Source organism: Micromonospora sp. CNZ286 (assembly GCF_014207755.1).
On the sequence record NZ_JACHIZ010000001.1, the window covers coordinates 6326303 to 6341882 of the forward strand.

General features: G+C 73.2%; 12 protein-coding genes, 1 pseudogene and 1 riboswitch. Of the genes and pseudogenes, 6 read left to right on the plus strand and 7 right to left on the minus strand.

The features are described 5' to 3' along the window. Window positions 1-2 precede the first annotated feature (2 nt). Together FHX31_RS28305 and FHX31_RS28310 are read left to right on the plus strand one after the other, a co-directional pair. Window positions 3-740 (plus strand): ABC transporter permease, encoded by a 738-nt coding sequence (locus FHX31_RS28305; RefSeq protein WP_013283575.1) that lies wholly within the window; start codon window positions 3-5, stop codon window positions 738-740. Window positions 741-785: 45 nt separating this feature from the next. Further along, a complete protein-coding gene (locus FHX31_RS28310; RefSeq protein ID WP_221488161.1) occupies window positions 786-1592 on the plus strand; it encodes a VOC family protein in 807 nt (268 codons plus the stop codon). Window positions 1593-1742: 150 nt separating this feature from the next. Here the strand turns inward: FHX31_RS28310 and FHX31_RS28315 are convergent, their stop codons facing one another. The 4 genes and pseudogenes from FHX31_RS28315 to FHX31_RS28330 all read right to left on the minus strand — a co-directional run. Continuing rightward, complete coding sequence (locus FHX31_RS28315) at window positions 1743-2522, minus strand: ABC transporter ATP-binding protein (RefSeq protein WP_184977476.1); 780 nt, start codon at window positions 2520-2522, stop codon at window positions 1743-1745. Next, window positions 2519-3613, minus strand: coding sequence for a FecCD family ABC transporter permease (locus FHX31_RS28320; protein ID WP_369752213.1), 1095 nt, complete (start codon window positions 3611-3613; stop codon window positions 2519-2521). The genes FHX31_RS28315 and FHX31_RS28320 overlap by 4 nt, the downstream gene beginning before the upstream one ends. A 77-nt stretch (window positions 3614-3690) precedes the next feature. Then, window positions 3691-4623 carry an ABC transporter substrate-binding protein gene (locus tag FHX31_RS28325; protein ID WP_013473539.1) on the minus strand — a complete coding sequence of 311 codons (933 nt, stop codon included), beginning with the start codon at window positions 4621-4623 and terminating at the stop codon, window positions 3691-3693. 107 nt (window positions 4624-4730) lie between these two features. Next, a riboswitch (cobalamin riboswitch) is annotated at window positions 4731-4824 on the minus strand. A 120-nt stretch (window positions 4825-4944) separates the two neighbouring features. Next, a pseudogene (locus FHX31_RS28330) lies at window positions 4945-6264 on the minus strand (M14 family metallopeptidase); the annotation flags it as partial. Between the two features lie 205 nt (window positions 6265-6469). Between FHX31_RS28330 and FHX31_RS28335 the strand changes: the two are divergent. Next, window positions 6470-7810, plus strand: coding sequence for a C39 family peptidase (locus FHX31_RS28335; protein ID WP_145822959.1), 1341 nt, complete (start codon window positions 6470-6472; stop codon window positions 7808-7810). 84 nt (window positions 7811-7894) lie between these two features. Here FHX31_RS28335 and FHX31_RS28340 read toward each other — a convergent pair whose 3' ends face one another. Genes FHX31_RS28340 through mqnE form a run of 3 tightly spaced genes read right to left on the minus strand, consistent with a single transcriptional unit; the run spans window position 7895 to window position 9811 of the window. Then, window positions 7895-8179, minus strand: a complete 285-nt coding sequence (locus tag FHX31_RS28340) for a DUF4229 domain-containing protein (RefSeq protein WP_145822958.1) — start codon at window positions 8177-8179, stop codon at window positions 7895-7897. A 26-nt stretch (window positions 8180-8205) separates the two neighbouring features. Beyond that, the gene (locus FHX31_RS28345) at window positions 8206-8634 is read right to left on the minus strand and encodes a hypothetical protein (protein WP_030273557.1); all 429 of its coding nucleotides are present in this window, start codon (window positions 8632-8634) and stop codon (window positions 8206-8208) included. 7 nt (window positions 8635-8641) lie between these two features. Continuing rightward, window positions 8642-9811, minus strand: a complete 1170-nt coding sequence (gene mqnE / locus FHX31_RS28350) for an aminofutalosine synthase MqnE (protein WP_013283566.1) — start codon at window positions 9809-9811, stop codon at window positions 8642-8644. A 222-nt stretch (window positions 9812-10033) separates the two neighbouring features. On the opposite strand from mqnE, the gene FHX31_RS28355 reads away from it, so the two are divergent. The 3 genes from FHX31_RS28355 (at window position 10034) to FHX31_RS28365 (ending at window position 15521) form a co-directional block, all read left to right on the plus strand. Then, on the plus strand, window positions 10034-11674 hold the full coding sequence (locus FHX31_RS28355) for a C40 family peptidase (protein ID WP_047894513.1): 1641 nt from the start codon (window positions 10034-10036) through the stop codon (window positions 11672-11674). A gap of 109 nt (window positions 11675-11783) precedes the next feature. After that, entirely contained in the window at window positions 11784-13421 is a 1638-nt protein-coding gene (locus FHX31_RS28360; protein WP_184977478.1) for a hypothetical protein, read from the plus strand. 189 nt (window positions 13422-13610) lie between these two features. Then, the gene (locus FHX31_RS28365) at window positions 13611-15521 is read left to right on the plus strand and encodes a DEAD/DEAH box helicase (protein ID WP_184977479.1); all 1911 of its coding nucleotides are present in this window, start codon (window positions 13611-13613) and stop codon (window positions 15519-15521) included. Window positions 15522-15580: the final 59 nt, after the last annotated feature.

Genomic DNA, 15580 nt, shown 5'->3' on the forward strand with positions numbered 1-15580 from the left:
CCGTGCCGCTCGCCCTGATCCACGCCCGCTACCACCTGTTGGAGATCATCCGGGTGCCGGTGGCGGTGGTGGGCAGCGCGTTCTTCCCCGCCGCCTCAATGCTCTTCTTCGTGGTGCCGTTCGCCGGCGACGACCCGGTCGGCGCCACCTACGCCACCGCCGCCATGGTGACCTTCGCGGTGATGACCGCCAACATCTTCCAGTACGGCGTAGGCGTCTCCGAGGACCGCGACCAGCCCTGGAACCCGTACACCCGGACCCTGCCGACCGGACCGGCGCCGCGGCTGGCCGGGCGGATCCTGGCCGGGGTGGTCCTGACCTACGTCTCGATGATCCCGGTGGTGGTGATCGCGGCGGTCGCCACCGACGCCCGGGTCAGCGCGGTGCAGTTCCTGCTCGGCCTGGGCGCGGTCGCCGTGGTCTCGGTGCCGTTCACGCTGCTCGGCCTGGCGATCGGCTACTCGCTGCCGAGCAAGGCCGCGATCGTGGTGGCGCAGGTGATCTTCTTCCCGCTCGCGTTCGGCGGTGGCCTGCTCTCCGGGCCGGACGACGCGCCCGGCTTCATCAAGGCGATCGCGCCCTACCTGCCAACCCGGGGCGCCGTGGAACTGATCTGGGCGGCGGTCACCGACTTCCGGCCGGACACCCGGGCGCTGGTGATGCTCGTGGTCTGGGTGCTGGTGCTCGCCGCGCTCGCCGGGTGGGCGTACCGGCGGGACGAGGGACGCCGCTTCAGCTGACCTTTTGTCCGGTTCCGGCCCGGTGGCCGACCCGGCGGTGCCACGATGCCGACAGGGCGGGCGAGCGGGCCGCCCCCGGCGAGAGGGGTCACCGTGAACGGCGTCGAGCCCGGCACGCCCTGCTGGACGGACCTGGCCACGCCCGGTCTGGACGACGCCCGACGGTTCTACCCCGAGCTGTTCGGCTGGACCGGAGAGATCTCCCCCGAACCGGAAGCCGGCGGCTACACCGTCTTCCGCAAGGACGGCAAGGCGGTCGCCGGGGCCGGGCCACCCGGTACGCCGGACCAGGTGCCGGTCTGGTCCACGTACGTGGCGACCGACGACGCCGACCTGGTCGCGACCCGGGTGGAGGCGGCCGGCGGGCAGGTGGTCGTATCCCCGTTCGACGTCGCGCAGCAGGGCCGCATGGCGGTGCTCGCCGACCCGGCCGGCGCGGTGTTCAGCGTGTGGCAGCCGATGGCGATGCGCGGGGCCGAGCTGTACAACGCGCCGGGCGCGATGTGCTGGAACGAGCTGGTCACGCCCGACCCGGAGGGTGCGAAGGAGTTCTACGCGCTGGTCTTCGGCTGGCATCCGGAGGAGCGCCCGGCCGGACCGGTCGCGTACACCGGGTGGCGCTGCGGCGCCCGGATCGTCGCCGGGATGCTGCCCCGGGCCGAGCCGATGCCGACGGACCTGCCCGCGTACTGGGCGGTGTACTTCGCGGTGGAGGACGCCGACGCCACCGCCGCCCGGGCCGCCGAGCTGGGCGGCACCATCCTCGTCCCGCCGCGCGACAACCCGGCCGGACGCAGCGCCGCCCTGCGCGACCCCGACGGCGCCCTCTTCTCCGTCTCCACCCTGCGCTGACCCACCCCCGCGCCCGCACCGCCCCCGTCCCGCCCGCGCCCGCCCGGTACTGCTGTCGATCTTGCAGTTACGGCCCTCGCGATGCGGCATACACACCTTTTGCCGGGGCCTGAAGTGCAAGATCAACGGCGCGGGAGGGTGGGGTGGGGGTCAGGTGGGGCGGACGGGGACCACCAAGGGGCCGTGGTCGCCGGGGATGACGCGGATGTGGGCGCGGTAGTGGCGGGCCAGCAACTCCTCGGTGAGCACCTCCTCGGGCGGCCCAACGGCAGCCACCCGGCCGTCGGCGAGCAGGACCAGGCGGTCGGCGTACTCGCCGGCGATGGAGAGGTCGTGCATGGTGGCGAGCACTGTGAGCCCGTGTGCGCGGCGGAGCTGGTCGACGAGTTCCAGCACCTCCTGCTGGTGCCCGATGTCCAGCGCGCTCGTCGGCTCGTCGAGCAGCAGCAGGGTGGCGCCCTGGGCCAGCGCCCGGGCCAGGAAGACGCGCTGCCGCTCGCCGCCGGAGAGGGTGGCCAGCTCGCGGTGGGCGAACGGACCCAGGTCGAGCCGGTCCAGCACCTCGTGCACGGCGGCCAGGTCGGCGGCGGACTCGCGGCCCAGCGGCGGGATGTACGGGGTGCGCCCGAGCAGCGCGTAGTCGAACACCGACATGCCGATCGGCACGACCGGGGACTGCGCCACCGTGGCCACGATCCGGGCACGGTCGCGGCGGCGGAGCGCGCCGATCGGCGTACCGAAGAGGGCCACCTCGCCCGGGCCGGTGAGCAGGCCGCCGACGGCGCGCAACAGCGTCGACTTGCCGGCGCCGTTGGGTCCGATCACTGTGACCCACTCGCCCGCCGTGACTGTGAGGTCGACGCCGGCCAGGACCGGCGTGCCGCCGAGGGCGACGCGCAGGTCGTGGACGCGCACCGCGGGGGCGTTCACATCGCCACCCGGCGGGCGGTACGCAGGACCAGTACGAAGAACGGGCCGCCGAGCAGCGCGGTGACCACGCCGATCGGGATCTCGGCGGGTGCGGCGGCGGTCCGGGCGACCACGTCGGTCAGGGCGAGGAACGCGCCGCCGAACAGCATCGACAGCGGCAGGATCACCCGGTGGCTGGAACCGGCGAGCAGCCGCATGGTGTGCGGCACGATGATGCCGACGAAGCCGATCAGCCCGGACGCGGACACGGCGGCGGCGGTGCCGAGCGACGCGGCGGCGATCAGCAGGTAGCGGGAGCGCTGCGGGTGCAGGCCGAGTCCGGCGGCCTCGTCGTCGCCGACGGAGAGCACGTCCAGTTCACGCCGGTGCAGCAGCACCACCACGGAGGTGAGCACGAAGTACGGCAGGACCAGCCACACGTCGTGCCAGCCGGCGGTGGCCAGCCGTCCGAGCAGCCAGGAGTAGACCTGCTGGATGTTGTCGGAGTGCTGTTGCAGCAGGTACGTCTGCCCGGCGGCGAAGAACGCCGACACCGCCACCCCGGCCAGGATCAGCGTGGCCGGGGACCGGTCCCGGCCACCGGCGGCGCCGAGCAGGTACGTCAGCACGACCGCGCCGAGCGACCCGACGAACGCGGCCAGCGGAATGGTGATCGGCAGCCCGGTCAGCGCCCCGCCCGCACCGGCGCCGAGCACGATCGCCGCGGTGACCGCGAATCCGGCTCCGGCCGCCACGCCGAGCAGGTACGGGTCGGCCAGCGGGTTGCGGAAGACGCCCTGGTAGCAGCCGCCGGCCAGGGCGAGGAGCGCGCCGACGAGCAGGCCGAGCACGACCCGGGGCAGCCGCAGCTCGGTGATGATCGCGACTTCCCGCTCGGTGAGCCCGCTGTCCAGGTGCACCCCGGGCAGCAGGTTGAGCAGTTCGGCCGCGACGCTGCCGGGCGGCAGGCTGACCGGGCCGAGCGAGACGCCCGCGACCAGCGCGACGAGCACCGCCACGACACCGGCGAACAGCCAGCGCTTGCGCAGCCCGGCGGGCCGGATCGGGGCACCGGCCGCGCCGCGCGCCCCACGCCGCCCCGGCCGGGACAGCAGCCGGGCACCCGGCCGGGGCGCGTCGGGCGTCCCGGCCGGGTTCGGGGCGGATTCCGCCTGTCGTAGGGCCACGGTCAGGCCGGGACCTTGGCGGTGGCGTCGACGATCACCTTGAGCAGTTCGACCACGCGCGGGCCCCAGCGCGAGGCGATGTCGTCGTCCAGCTCCACGATCTGGTTGTTCTTCACGGCGGTGATGCCGGACCAACCGCTGCGCGCCTTCACCGTGTCGGCGCTCTGCTTGCAGCACTTGGTGTCGGAGAGGAAGACGAAGTCGGGGTTCGCCTTGACGATGACCTCCTGGGAGAGCTGCGGGTAGCCGCCGTTCTTCCCGTCGGCGTCGGACGCGTCGGCGATGTTCTCCAGGCCGGCGAGCGCGTAGATGGTGCCGATGAAGGTCTTGCTGGTCGCGCTGTACAGCTCCGGGCCCAGCTCGTGGTAGTAGGTCGGCTTCTCCGTACGCTTCGGCAGGTCCTTGGTCAGCGCGGTGATGTCGTCCTTCATCTTCTGCACCACGGCGTCCGCCTCGGACCGGTGGCCGGTGAGCGTACCCAGGTCGGTGAGCTGCCGGTACGTGTCGTCGAGCGTGGCCGCGGCGGGGATCTGCAGGACCGGGATCTTCAGCGCGACGAGCTGGTCGGCGATCTTGTTGAGGTTGTCCGAGATCACCACGAGGTCGGGGTTGCGGGAGGCGACCGCCTCGGCGTTCGGCTGGTAGCCGGACAGGTCGGTGCGGGGCGCCTCGGCCGGGTAGTTCGACTGGTCGTCGACGGCGGTGACCTGCTTGCCTGCGCCGATGGCGAACAGCATCTCGGTGGACGTCGGCGAGAGCGAGACGATCTTCTCGGGCCGCTTCTCCAGCGTCAGCTTGCCGACTGTGGCCGGGAACGCGCCGCCGGAGCCGCCGGCGGCGGGGGTGTCGGTCGAGGTCTTCTCGGCGCAGCCGCCGAGGAGCAGCACGCCGGCCGCGAGGGCGGTGGCGAAGAGCCGGGGGGTACGTCGGGACATGGGGCCTCCTGTCGGTCGAGGAGTGTGGTGCTTCGCCGACAGGGGGAAAGGCCCGTCCGCGAGGCGCCCTTCCTCGAGAGCGCGTGTCGCGACCGGGCCTCAGGCGACCTGGCTCGTCCCACGTCCGTCGGCGCCGGCGGAAGGCCGGCGCCGCGCGTACGGGGCATCACAGTTGCGGGACAGCGCCGGTTTCACACCGGCTTCGCTGTGGCACGGTCGGTGCCACCGTAGCGCACGACCAGCGGAGATCGTCCGGACGGGCGGGGTGGGCGGGAACCCCGGCGGGGGTGGAACCGGGGTTCCCGCCCGGTGGTGAGGTCAGCAGTACTGGCTCTGCTTGCCGATCGCCCGGTACGGGCAGTCGGCGTACTCGGACAGGATCAGCACGGCCTCCCGGTTGCGTGAGGTCTGCGCCGGGATCACCTCGTCCGGCGGGTAGAAGCCGCCGCCGGAGGCCGAGCCGGGGTACATCTCGAAGGTGTACGCCCAGATCTTGTGGGCGCCCCACATCCAGTCGATGCTGGTGCCGTCGGCGATGTAGAGGTCGCTCGACTGTTCCGGGGTGTAGTTGTTCGTCGCCGCCATCTGCCGCCCGATGGTGGCGAAGGTGTTGTACTGGTCGGTGTTCATCCCGGTGGCGGTGTTGCTGTACGTGTATCCGTACGGCCAGAGCACCAGCTGCGAGTAGGTGTGGAAGTCGATGTTCGCCTTGATCTGCTGCACCCCGCCGACGACCCGGCTGTTGACGAAGTTGCGCAGCGCCGCGGTCTCCGGGGCGGAGAAGGCGGACGGGCCCCGGTAGGTGTCCGACGACTTCGTGCCGGACGAGCCGCCGCAGCAGCCCCACTGGTAGGCCCAGTTGCGGTTCAGGTCGGTGCCGATGGCTGTCGAACCGCTGTTGGGCTGCCGGTTCTTGCGCCAGGAGCGGTAGGAGCCGGTGGCGATGTCGTACTCGCTGCCGTCCGGGTTGACTGTGGGGACGATCCAGATCTCCCGGGAGTTGACGATGCTGCTGATCCGGGAGTCGCTGCCGTAGTTGTCGGTGAAGAGGTTGAGCAGGTAGATCGCCATCTCGACGGTCAGGTGCTCACGGGCGTGCTGCTGGGCGTTGAACAGGATCTCCGGCTCGGCCTCGTCGGTGGCGACGTTGTCGGAGATCTTCACCGCCATCAGGTCCCGGCCCTGGTACGACGTGCCGATGCTCAGCTTGCGGGCGATGGTCGGGTGGTCGGCGACCACCTTGTTCACCACGGCGGTCAGCTCGGCGTAGTCGTGGTAGTTCGAGTCGGCGGGCGGGAACGCGTTGGCGGTCATGCCCCCGTCGGCGTGGTTGTGCTCCGGCACGACGTCCTTCTCGAGCCGGAATCCGAGCCGGGTGATCGCGTTCGCCTCGGCCTTGGTCGCCGTGACGTGCAGCACGCCGTGCTCGGAGTAGTCGATCGCGGCACCGGTGGAGGCGACCGCGGTGCGGTCGGCCGCCGTACGCGGGCCGAGCACCCGGTAGGCGATGGTGGCCGGCTCACCGGAGCCTTCCGGTGCGGGCCGGGCGACGGCGGGCGCGGCGGCCGCGGTGACGATGGTCAGGCCGATGACGGCGGCGAGCGCCAGCCGGCGGCGGAGCGGAGAGGAGCGGAAGGCCATGGACAACCTCCTGGGGGTACGGGAGATCCCGTTGTCCGCACACTCCACCAGGAGACACATGGTCATATCAATATCTGTCTTTGCCTTGGGTCATCCCGACCTGATCGTCACTTCGGCAATGATTTTCTCCGCCTGAACATCTGGCGAAACTTCCCGCCAAGCGCGACAGTGAACGGCAACGATGCCGTCTCCCTGTGGAGCTGCCATGTTCGGACGACCCATGCGCGCGGCCGCCCTCGCCGGCCTCACCGCGCTCACCCTCCTCGCCACCAGCGCACCGGTCCAGGCACAAGCCCCGCGACCGGGCGTCACGCACGACGAACAGATCACCTTTCAGGAGTTCTCCCGCTTCCCCGACTGGCGTAGCGGCTCCCACCAGGGCACCCGCGCCGTACCGGGGCGCCACCCGGCGCTGACCATCGGCCGCCCGGCGGGCACCACCGAGTTCACCGACGAGCACACCGGCACGACCCGCACCTGGGAGTACGCCACCTGGACCTCGCCCGAGCGGCGGATCGGCTTCGACGCCACCGAGATGGTCGCGTCGTGGAACGCCGCCACCCCGGCCGGCACCTGGATCCAGGTCGAGCTGCACGGCACGTACAACACCGGGGCACAGACCCCGTGGTACGTCATGGGCCGCTGGGCCTCCGGCGACCAGGACATCAAGCGCTCCACGCTGGACGGCCAGGGCGACCCGTGGTCGAGCATCTGGACCGACACGTTCTCGGTCGACGACGCCGACGCGGGGGTGCTGCTGCGCTCGTACCAGTTGCGGCTGACGCTCTACCGCGCGCCCGGCCAGGCCGCCGCGCCGCAGGTCCGGATGGTCGGCGCGATGGCGTCGAACGTGCCGGACCGGTTCACCGTCACCCCGAGCCGGGGCGGCATCGCCTGGGGCACCGAGCTGGCCGTGCCGCGCTACTCGCAGAACATCCACATCGGCGAGTACCCCGAGTACGACGGCGGCGGCGAGGCGTGGTGCTCGCCCACCTCGACGGAGATGGTGGTCGAGTACTGGGGCCGCAAGCCCTCGGCCGAGGACACCTCGTGGGTCGACCCCTCCTACCCCGACCCGACCGTCGACCACGCCGCCCGGATGACCTACGACTACGAGTACGAGGGTGCCGGCAACTGGCCGTTCAACACCGCGTACGCGTCGAGCTTCCCCGGCCTGGAGGCGCGGGTCACCCGGCTGCACTCGCTCGACGAGGCGGAACGGTTCATCAAGGCGGGCATCCCGGTGGTGACCTCGCAGTCGTTCCTCGCCAGCGAGCTGGACGGGGCCAACTACGGCACCTCCGGGCACCTGTTCGTGATCGTCGGCTTCACCGCCGACGGCGACGTGATCGTCAACGACCCGGCGTCCTCGTCGAACGACGCGGTCCGCAACGTCTACAAGCGGGAGCAGTTCGAGCAGATCTGGCTGCGTACCAAGCGCTACCGGGCCAACGGCACGGTGGCCTCCGGCTCCGGCGGCATCGCGTACCTGATCAAGCCGGCCAACCGGCCGTGGCCGGTCGTCCCGGGCTCGACCAACTGGTGAACGGCCCGGCCGGCCGGTGAACGGTTCGGCTGACCGGTGAAGGGCCCGGTGCCGTGTCCGGCGCCGGGCCCCTCGTTCGTCCGCTCAGCCGTCGCGGCGTTCGGCGTCCGGCTCGGCGCCCGGCTCGTCCTCACCGGCGAGCGCGGTGCGCAGCCGGTCCTTCTCCGCGCGCCGCCGCTCCGACGCCTCCGCCATCTCGCCGGCCATCTCGTCCCGCCAGTTGCGCAGCAGGAAGAACGACAGCGCGGCGGAGGAGATCAGCGCCACCATCAGCCGCAGGAACATGTTCATCTCGACGAACCAGAGGGCTGCCAGCACGGCGACGAACAGCCCGACCCGGCCCAGCGTGTACTTGACCGCCGCGCTCATTCCCGCATTCCCACTCTCTCCGTGCCTCAGCCCGTACGCCGGGCCAGCCAGTGCACGCCATGAAACCAGATGACGGCGTAGACCACGGTGAACACCGCCGCAGCCAACGCGCCGGTGAACAGCGCGGGCAGCCCGGAGGCCAGGCCCGCGGCCAGCAGACCGGCGACGATGCCGAGCCCGAGACCGGCCAGCGCGGCCACCACCCGGGCGGCGCCGAACTCCCAGGCCCGGAACTCGTCCCAGAACAACCAGAGCGGCAGGATCACCGCGAGCCAGCCGTTCGTACCCCCGAAGCCGCTGTCGCCGACCGTGGCGAACGCGAACTCGAAGACCAGCAGCGCCAGCACCCCGATGACCAGGCCGGCCAGGCTCACCCCGAGCAGGTCACCGAGGGTGAGGATGCGGCCTTCGGCGTCGCGCCGGGGGAAGCCGCGCTGCTGTTCCTCGTCGCTCATCGCCAGGTCAGGCCCAGACCTGCTGCGGCTCGGACCGGCGCTCCGCCAGCGACGGCGGCCCGTCGTACTCGCGGACGATCTCGTAGCGGGTGTTCCGCTCGACCGGACGGAAGCCGGCGTCCCAGATCATGTGCAGCAGGTCGTCGCGGTGCATGGTGTTCGGCGTGCCGTACGAGTCGGCGTCATGGGTGATCTTGTATTCGACCACCGAGCCGTCCAGGTCGTCGACGCCGAAGTTCAGCGAGAGCTGCGCGACCGACAGCCCGTGCATGACCCAGAAGCACTTGACGTGCGGCACGTTGTCGAACAGCAGCCGGGAGACCGCGAACGTCTTGAGCGACTCGGCCGGCGAGGCCATCGTGGTCCGGGCCTGGATCCGGTTGCGGATCTTGCCGTCCGCCGAGTCGACGAAGTCGTGCTGGTAGCGCAGCGGGATGAAGACCTGGAAACCGCCGGTCTCGTCCTGCAGCTCACGCAGCCGCAGCACGTGGTCGACCCGGTGCCGGGGCTCCTCGATGTGGCCGTAGAGCATGGTCGACGGCGTCTTCATGCCCTTCGAGTGGGCCAGCCGGTGAATGCGCGACCAGTCCTCCCAGTGGCAGTTGTGGTCGACGATGTGCTGCCGGACCTCCCAGTCGAAGATCTCCGCGCCACCGCCGGTGAGCGACTCCAGGCCGGCGTCCATCAGCTCGTCGAGGATCGCGTCGGCGGTGAGCCCGCTGATCTTCTCGAACCACTGCACCTCGGTGGCGGTGAACGCCTTGAGGTTGACCTTCGGCAGCGCGGCCTTCAGCTCGCGCAGCACCTTCGGGTAGTAGCGCCAGGGCAGCGTCGGGTGCAGGCCGTTGACGATGTGCAGCTCGGTGAGCTGCTCGTCCTCCATCTCCTTGGCCTTGCGGACGGCCTCGTCGATGCGCATCGTGTAGGCGTCCTTCTCGCCCGGCTTGCGCTGGAACGAGCAGTACGCGCACGACGCGGAGCAGACGTTCGTCAGGTTCAGGTGCCGGTTGACGTTGAACATCACCCGGTCGCCGTTGAGCTCGGTACGCCTGTGGTGGGCCAGCCGGCCCAGCCAGGTCAGGTCGTCGCTGGCGTAGAGGGCGATGCCGTCCTCGCGGGTCAGCCGCTCCCCCGCGTACACCTTCGCCTCGAGTTCGCGCTTGAGTCCGGCGTCCATCCGAAAGCCACGTCCTTCCACCTGGGTTCCCGATCGAGCGTACGTCGCGGGTCCGACCGGCCGCCGACGTGGTCGCGCCGGTTCACCGGCCGTCACGCTCCGCACATCGACATCGTCGCAACCGTGAGGTAAGACAGGGTGGGGCGGAACACACACCAGGGCCGTCCTGTCCCGACACGCCCCATTCACGCGTGACGGACCCCAGACCGGACGGGGAGCGGTATGGCTCACAGCACCAAGGCCCGACGGCGACGAGGACGGCAGCCAGTGATCTCACCGATCCTGCGCCCGGCGCTCTGGTCCGCCCTTCTGGGGGCGGTCGCGGCCGCGGCGCTCGCCACACCCGCCTGGGCCGACCCGCTGCCCGACGTCGTACCCGACACCGGCTCCCGGCCCCAGGTCACCGGCCCCCTGCAACTGCCCGGCTCGTCCGGCACCGTCCGCGGCGTACCCGGCACCGTTCCCGGCGTACCGGGCGCCGTTCCCGGCCTCCCCGGCACCGTCCCGGGCCTGCCCGGCGTCACCACCCCGGGCGGCACTGCGGGCCTGCCGGGCACCACCGGCGTGACCAACCCGGCCGACGGCCCGCTGATCGCCCAGATCAACCAGCTCGACGCCCGGGTCACCCTCCTCGGCGAGGAACTGCTCCGGATCAAGACCGAGCGGGACGCCGCACAGACCGAGCTGACCCAGTCCGCCGCCCGGCTCAAGGAGGCCCAGGACGCGCTCACCCGCGCCCAGGACAACGCCAAGAGCGCCGCCGCCGACGCCGTGAAGGCCGACGCGGCGCTGCCGCCCGGTGAGTTCGGCGCCAGCCTGCGCGACTTCGCCAACCTCCAGCGCATCACCCGCGGCGACAAGGCCGAGGGCGCCACCACGTCGGTGACCGGCGAACTCCTCCGGGCCACCAGCGCCGAAGAGGCCGCCCGGAAGGCACACGAGTCGGCCCAGCGCCGGGCCACCGAGCAGACCACCGCGTTCACCCGCGCCGAGGCCGACCTGCGCAAGCAGGAAACCGCGCTCGTCGCGCTGCGCAAGGAGAACGCGGCCAAGCTCCTGGAGATCGAGCGCCTGGCGGACGCCGCCGAGCAGCGGCTCGGCACCTCGTACGTGGTCGATCAGAGCATCGACGGCCTGGTGGCGGACCCGCGGGCGCTCGCCGCCGTGCGCTACGCCCTCGCCCAGCTCGGTGACCCCTACCTGTGGGCCGCCGAGGGCCCGGACCGGTTCGACTGCTCCGGCCTGATGCTCGCCTCCTACCAGGCGGCCGGCTACCGGGGCCTGCCCCGCGTCGCCAAGGACCAGTACTTCGCGACCCGTTCCCGCACCGTCTCGCCGAACGCCCTGCTCCCCGGCGACCTGCTGTTCTTCGCCTCCAGCAGCAGCTGGACCAGCGTCCACCACGTCGCCATGTACATCGGCAACGGCAAGATGGTGGAGGCGCCGCGGACCGGCGACGTCGTCAAGATCTCGGTGGTCCGCTGGTCCCGGCTCTACGCCGCGACCCGGGTGATCGGCGCCGTACCCGCCCCGGCCACCCCGGTCCCGCCGCCGACCGTGCCGGCCACGCCGAAGCCGTCGACCACGCCCAAGCCGACGCCCACCACGCCCAAGCCGTCGACCACGCCCAAGCCGACGCCGACCACGCCGAAGCCCACCACGCCGACGCCGAAGCCGACGACGTCCAGCCCGGCGCCGAGCACGCCGCCGCCGAGCCCGACGGACTCGCCCGACCCGACGCCGAGCCAGAGCGCGAGCGCCGAGCCGGAGACCAGCAGCGCCGCGCCGAGCAGCAGCAGCGCCGCGCCGTCGAGCAGCACGTCCGGCAGCGGCTCCGCCAGCCCGAGCAGCAGCACCGACTGACCCAACCGCCGCTCCGGCTGTGCTCCCGGGCCGGAATGTGGCACGGTGAGATCCAGGCACTTCCGGTCGGCGCCACGGCCGGAGGCGAGCGTGGGTGCGGAGGGGCGAGATGGGCGAGCAGGACGTTCCGGCGGAGAAGGTCCACCCGGGACCGACGCCCGACCCCGCCGACCCGGCCGGCGACGACGACCACGGTTCGGCCCCACCCGGGCCGGTAGCCGTCGCGCGGGCGCGGGTGTCGGTCGCGGGCTCGGCCGTGCCGCCGCCCGCCGGTGACGAGCAGCCGCTGCCGCAGGCCGGTCCAACCACGTACCGGGCGGCCACCCCGGCGGACACCCCACCGCCGCTGGACCGGCGCCTCCCCGGCGCCACCGTGCCGCCGTCCAGTTGGTCCGCCTTCGCCGTGGGCGAACGCCAGGCGACGTCCCAGCCCGCCGCCGCGGAGGCCGACGGCGACGCCTCCCCGGGTACGCCCGGCAGTGCTCCGGCCGCCATCCCGGCACCCCGCGTCTCCGGTTCCGCACGCGTGCCCACGCCGCCCGTCGCAACCGCGGACGCGGCAGCACCGGCCGACGCCGCACCGGACCGCGACACCGCACCGGCCGAGCAGGCGGACGGGACCGCCGTCGGGCCGCAGGACGACTCCCCGTCCTCGGCAGCCGGTTCGGCCGAGTCTCCGCCGAACGCGGCGCCGGCCTCCGCAGCCGGCCGCCCGGCCCCGCTCACCGGCTCTTCCACACCCGCTGAGCAGGCCGGATCCGCACCCGCGCGGGCCAGCGCATCGGTACCCGGCCTGCGCCGTGTCTCCGCCGAGGAGGTCGCCGCCTCCGTGGTGGCCGCGCCGCCCGCCGCCGCCACCGTCTACCGGGCCGGTCCGGTGAACCCGGAACCGCCGGAGCCGGTCCAGCCGCCGGAGCCCGCGCAGCCCCCGGCGCCGAACGGCCCCGAGCCCGAGCCGGCGCCGACCCCTGTGCCCGGTCCGACGCCACCGTCGCCCGCGCCGCCGGTACCCGAGCCGGAACCACCGCTCCGGCCCACGCCACCCCTGCCCACGCCGCCCGCACCCGCCCCGCCGACGCCGACGCCCGGACCGGTGCCACCGATCCCCGGGCCGCCGGTACCGCCGCCGGGTCCGCCCGTACCCCCGCCCCCGCCCCCGCCGGGTCCGATGCCCGCGCCGCCGTTCCCGCCGCCACCGGCGATGACCGGCGGGCCGGGCCCACTGCCCGCGCCGCTGTTCCCCGCCCCGGCGCCCGGCCCGTCGTTCCCGCCCGCGCGGGCCGCCGTGCCGGGCCCGCCGGCCACGCCCGGCACGCCGGACGGTGCGCTGCCGTCGTGGGCCGCCGCACCCGTGTCGGCACCGCCGCCGCCAGTGGTGCCGGCCCCGGCGCTGCCGACCTGGCCGCCGCCGGCCACGCCCGCCCGCGACGTCGACACGACCCGTCCGGTACGCCCCCAGCCCGCCGGCCCGGATCTCGCCGGCACCGCGTACGGCGGGACCGACGGGCCCGGGTTCGCCACCGTGTCGTTCCCGCAGGGCAACCCTCTGGAGAACTCCGGATCGCTGACCGGGCACATCCTGGCCCAGGGCTGGTCCGAGGAGAGCCCGGCGGCCCGGGGCGGCAACACCAAGGTGATCATCGTGCTGGCCGTCGCGCTGACCATGCTCATCGCGATCAGCCTGCTCGTGGTCTTCCTGGCCAACGACGCATTGAGCAGCCTGACCGGGACCATGCTCATCGAGTGACAGGGGTGAGCCCGCCCACTACGGCTTCGCGTTGCCGTGGCGGAGTCGGCGATGCGCCGTACACTTGTCTCCGATCACTGACCCGGCGCGCCCCGACTGCGCGCCCATGGGCGATCTTGCGGGCGATTCGGCGGCGTGACAGGCCGCGGCGGGCCATCGCGAAGATGCGCCCCGCTCGAGAGGTATTTCTTGACCACGTTCGCTGAATCCAGCACGTCCCCGTCCGTCGACCCGACGCCCGACACCGTCGACTTCGCCTCGCTCGGCCTGCCCCGGCAGGTCGTCGAGGTGCTCGCCCGGCAGGGCATCACCACCCCGTTCGAGATCCAGCGGGCCACGCTGCCCGACTCGCTCGCGGGTCGCGACGTCCTCGGCCGGGGCCAGACCGGCTCGGGCAAGACGCTCGCCTTCGGCCTGCCGGTGATCGCCCGGCTCGCCGACCGCAACCGGGCCCGGCCGCTGCACCCGCGCGCCCTGGTCCTGGTCCCCACCCGTGAACTGGCCATGCAGGTCAACGACGCGCTCATGCCGCTCGGCAAGGCGGTCGGCGTGTTCCTGAAGACCGCCGTCGGCGGTGTGCCGTACGACCGGCAGATCGACGCGCTGCGCCGCGGCGTGGAGATCGTCGTGGCCACCCCGGGACGGCTCGGCGACCTGATCGAGCGCGGCGTGTGCCGCCTCGACGACGTCGAGATCACCGTGCTGGACGAGGCCGACCAGATGGCGGACATGGGCTTCCTGCCCGAGGTCACCCAGCTGCTGGCGAAGACTCCGGCGGACGCGCAGCGACTGCTGTTCTCGGCCACTCTGGACAACGACGTCGACACGCTCGTCAAGCGGTTCATGACCGACCCGGTCACCCACTCGACCGCGCCGGCCACCGCCGCCGTGTCCACCATGGATCACCACCTGCTGCTGATCCCGCCGCACGACAAGTTCGCCGTCGCCGCGTCCATCGCCGCCCGTGAGGGCCGCACCATGCTGTTCGCCCGTACGCAGCTCGGCGTGGACCGGCTGGTCGAGCAGCTCGCGGCCGTCGGTGTGCGGGCCGGTGGGCTGCACGGCGGCAAGACGCAGCGCATGCGTACCAAGACGCTCGCCGAGTTCCGCGAGGGCCGCACGCCCGTGCTGGTCGCGACCGACGTGGCGGCCCGCGGCATCCACGTCGACGGCGTCTCGCTGGTGCTGCACGTGGACCCGCCGAAGGACCCCAAGGACTACCTGCACCGGGCCGGCCGCACGGCCCGGGCCGGCGAGTCGGGCGCGGTGGCGACGCTCGTGCTGCCCAAGCAGCGCCGCACCACCCTGGCCATGATGGAGAAGGCGGGCGTCGAGCCGGCCGAGACCCGGGTCCGGGCGGGCGACGAGGCGCTGGCCGAGCTGACCGGCGCACGCGAGCCCAGCGGCGTACCGGTGCGGGACGAGCCGGAGCCGCGACGCGGCGGCGGCTCGCGCCGCTTCGGCGACCGCGACGGCCGGGGCTTCGACCGTGGCGGGCGGGGCTTCTCCGACCGTGGTGGACGCGACTTCTCCGACCGTGGTGAGCGCCGGTTCGGCGACCGTGACGGTCGTGGCGAGCGCCGCTTCGGCGACCGGCCCGCGGGCGAGCGGTCGAGCGACCGGTTCGCGGACCGCGGTGGTGACCGCCGGTTCGGCGACCGGCCGGCGGGCGAGCGCTACTCGGGCGAGCGGTCCGGCGGCGAGCGCCGCTTCGGACGGCCGGAGCGTCGCGACGACCGGAGCTTCGGCGACCGGCGGTCCGACGGCCGGAGCTTCGGCGAGCAGCGGTCCGACGACCGCGGCCAGCGCGGTGACGACCGGCGCTTCGGCGAGCGGTCCGAGCAGCCGTACGGGGACCGGCAGCGGCCGGCGACCGGACGCGGGTACGACCGCGACGAGCGGCGGTACGACGACCGGCCGAGCGGCTCGCGCGGCTTCGGCGACCGGCGCCAGGACGACCGCCCGCACGCCGAGCGGCGTTTCGGTGACCGGGGCGACGCGCGTCCGGCCGAGCGCCGGGCCGGCGGCTTCCGGGCCGAGGGGCGGGGCCGGGACGACAGGCGCGGCTTCGGCGGGCGCCCGCCGGCACGTACCCACTGATCTGAGCGCACCCACCGCCGCCGCCGAGCACCCGCTCGGCGGCGGCGTTCGCGCATCCG

Bases quoted from the DNA above. Each gene is read 5' to 3' on its own strand.
- FHX31_RS28340 (WP_145822958.1), bottom strand. From the start codon at position 8,179: ATGAGCGCGGCGGTCAAGTACACGCTGGGCCGGGTCGGGCTGTTCGTC.
- mqnE (WP_013283566.1), bottom strand. From the start codon at position 9,811: ATGGACGCCGGACTCAAGCGCGAACTCGAGGCGAAGGTGTACGCGGGG.
- FHX31_RS28310 (WP_221488161.1), top strand. From the start codon at position 786: ATGCCGACAGGGCGGGCGAGCGGGCCGCCCCCGGCGAGAGGGGTCACC.
- FHX31_RS28325 (WP_013473539.1), bottom strand. From the start codon at position 4,623: ATGTCCCGACGTACCCCCCGGCTCTTCGCCACCGCCCTCGCGGCCGGC.
- FHX31_RS28335 (WP_145822959.1), top strand. From the start codon at position 6,470: ATGTTCGGACGACCCATGCGCGCGGCCGCCCTCGCCGGCCTCACCGCG.
- FHX31_RS28360 (WP_184977478.1), top strand. From the start codon at position 11,784: ATGGGCGAGCAGGACGTTCCGGCGGAGAAGGTCCACCCGGGACCGACG.
- FHX31_RS28345 (WP_030273557.1), bottom strand. From the start codon at position 8,634: ATGAGCGACGAGGAACAGCAGCGCGGCTTCCCCCGGCGCGACGCCGAA.
- FHX31_RS28355 (WP_047894513.1), top strand. From the start codon at position 10,034: ATGGCTCACAGCACCAAGGCCCGACGGCGACGAGGACGGCAGCCAGTG.